At 62.3% G+C, this 2149-nt stretch carries 4 protein-coding genes; 2 read left to right on the forward strand and 2 right to left on the reverse strand.

What is annotated here, in order from left to right; translation table 11 throughout:
* Together GPA21_RS20000 and gpmA are read right to left on the reverse strand one after the other, a co-directional pair.
* On the reverse strand, window positions 1–567 hold a 567-nt coding region (locus tag GPA21_RS20000; protein ID WP_422614183.1), incomplete at its 3' end, for a murein hydrolase activator EnvC family protein.
* A gap of 32 nt (window positions 568–599) precedes the next feature.
* Window positions 600–1349: a 2,3-diphosphoglycerate-dependent phosphoglycerate mutase gene (gene gpmA / locus GPA21_RS20005; protein ID WP_168989819.1), complete on the reverse strand. Its 750-nt coding sequence runs from the start codon at window positions 1347–1349 to the stop codon at window positions 600–602.
* A gap of 204 nt (window positions 1350–1553) precedes the next feature.
* Between gpmA and GPA21_RS20010 the strand changes: the two genes are divergently transcribed.
* The gene (locus tag GPA21_RS20010) at window positions 1554–1889 is read left to right on the forward strand and encodes a metalloregulator ArsR/SmtB family transcription factor (RefSeq protein WP_168989820.1); all 336 of its coding nucleotides are present in this window, start codon (window positions 1554–1556) and stop codon (window positions 1887–1889) included.
* A 36-nt stretch (window positions 1890–1925) separates the two neighbouring features.
* Window positions 1926–2149: rhodanese-like domain-containing protein (locus GPA21_RS20015; RefSeq protein ID WP_168989821.1), on the forward strand; the 224-nt coding region annotated here is incomplete at its 3' end.

Below are 2149 nucleotides of genomic sequence, written 5' to 3' on the forward strand. Positions count from 1 at the left end.
GCGCGCACGCTGTTCCGACTCAAGCACGCTCAGTCGCTGGCGCTCGGCCTCAATCTCGGCAAGCAGTACTTGCTGGGTTTCGAGATCCTCGCGGAGGTGCTCGATGAGCTCCACGCGCGCCCGGCCGAGATACTCCCGGTAGCGAAGGTCGCGCGCAAGCTGGTTCGGGTCCCGCGCCGTCAACACCGGGGCGACCTCGTTGCCGCCGTGCAGGTATTGGCGGCGCAACCACAACGCAAGCTCGTCCTGACGTTCGGCGATACGCCCGGCAATCGAACCGGCCTCTCGCTCCCTCTCCTCGAGGGTCTTGCCAGTGGTCGCAAGAAGTTCGACGGTTTCGCGCAGTTGCCGACTCGCGGCCGAGACCGCACGTTCGGCGCGAGCCAACTCGGTGGCAGCGCCCGAGCGCTCCGCCTCGACCCGGGCAATGACCTGCTCGACCGCCTGGATACGACGCTGCACCTGCTCCAGCTCGGCTCGACGGAGATCAATCTCGTCGGCGAGCAGACTCACCGAAAACAGGGCCGCCACCAGGCACGCAAGCCGACGCACCCAGCAGGCGGGCATCACCACGAACCTCCGGGCTTCAGGCTGTGAACTCAGGGCTGGGCACGGCCTTGTCCAGCCACGGCGGCCTCGGCGGCGCGAATCGTGTCCTCGTCTGCCAGATAGTAGCTGCGAATCGGACGCAGGTCCGCGTCGAGCTCGTAGACCAGTGGCTGGGCAGTCGGAATGTTGAGGCCGACGATATCCTTGTCAGAGATGCCGTCAAGATACTTGATCAGCGCACGCAGGCTATTGCCGTGCGCGGCGATGAGAATCCGCTTGCCCTCGAGGACGCTCGGCGCGATGACGGTTTCCCAGTAGGGCACGAAACGTGCAACCGTGTCCTTGAGGCACTCGGTCCGGGGGAAGCGGCCGCGCGGCAACGAAGCGTAACGCGGATCGTCGGTCGCTAGGCGCTCGTCACCGTCTTCCAGCGGCGGCGGTGGCGTGTCGTAGGAACGACGCCAGACGAGCACCTGATCGTCGCCGAACTTGGCCGCGGTTTCGGCCTTGTTCAGACCCTGCAAAGCCCCATAGTGGCGCTCGTTGAGACGCCACGAGTGCTCAACCGGCAACCAGAGGGCGTCGAGCTCTTCGAGCACGATGTTCAGCGTCTTGTTGGCACGCTTGAGCACCGAAGTGAAGGCCAGGTCGAATGCGAAGCCTTCACGCTTGAGCAGCTGCCCTGCCTGGCGGGCTTCGACCACGCCTTTTTCAGTCAGGTCGACGTCGGTCCAGCCGGTGAACCGGTTGTCCTTGTTCCAGGTGGACTCGCCATGGCGCAGCAGAACGATCTTGTACATGAAACCTCGGAAGGATGAGTGAGTGAGCCGAAAAGGAGCGAATTACGGGAGCGGAACGCCTGCGTGACCCGATAAACTCGCGCCTCGATCAACCGCTTATTTTATACTAATCACCTCGCGGTAATATTCGGGTCCCGGTGACGTCTCCATTCGACGTCATCTGGCCCGCAAGAAGCCGATCACCATTTCGGAAGCACAGCCATCGTGAATCAGAACGCCATCGTCGACCTCATCGACAAGCACGAGCATATCGAGACGGCTGCACGTGCCCTGAAGTCGATAGCCCATCCGCTCAGGCTCAAGATTCTCTGCGTCCTCGGAGACCAGGAGGTGTGCGTGCAGGACATCGTCGATGCGGTCGGCGCATCGCAGAGCAACATCTCTCAGCACCTCGCCATTTTGCGCGACAAGGACGTTCTACAGACGCGCAAGGACGCCAACCGGGTGTACTACCGGGTCGGCGACAAGCGTACGCTGCAGCTCATCGTACTGATGCGCGAAGTCTTCTGCGGCATCCCACCCGAAGAAGAAAGCCGCTGATCCCCTCAATCACTCATCTATACGGAGCAGTATTTCGTGGATTTTCTGCTGGACAATTGGTACTGGGCCGCTCTCGCGGTGGTGACAGGCACCTGGCTGCTGGTCGACATGGTCAGGTCGGCCGGAGACAAGACTCAACTCTCGCCAGTCGAGGCGACGCTGCTTATCAACCGCGAGGATGCGGTGGTCGTCGACGTACGCGACATCGGTGAATATCAACAGGGCCACATCCCGAACGCACGACACATTCCGCTCGCGGA

The organism is Azoarcus taiwanensis (genome assembly GCF_012910885.1).
In the GTDB taxonomy this organism is placed as follows: Bacteria; Pseudomonadota; Gammaproteobacteria; order Burkholderiales; family Rhodocyclaceae; genus Azoarcus_F; species Azoarcus_F taiwanensis.

Bases quoted from the DNA above. Each gene is read 5' to 3' on its own strand.
- gpmA (WP_168989819.1), bottom strand. From the start codon at position 1,349: ATGTACAAGATCGTTCTGCTGCGCCATGGCGAGTCCACCTGGAACAAG.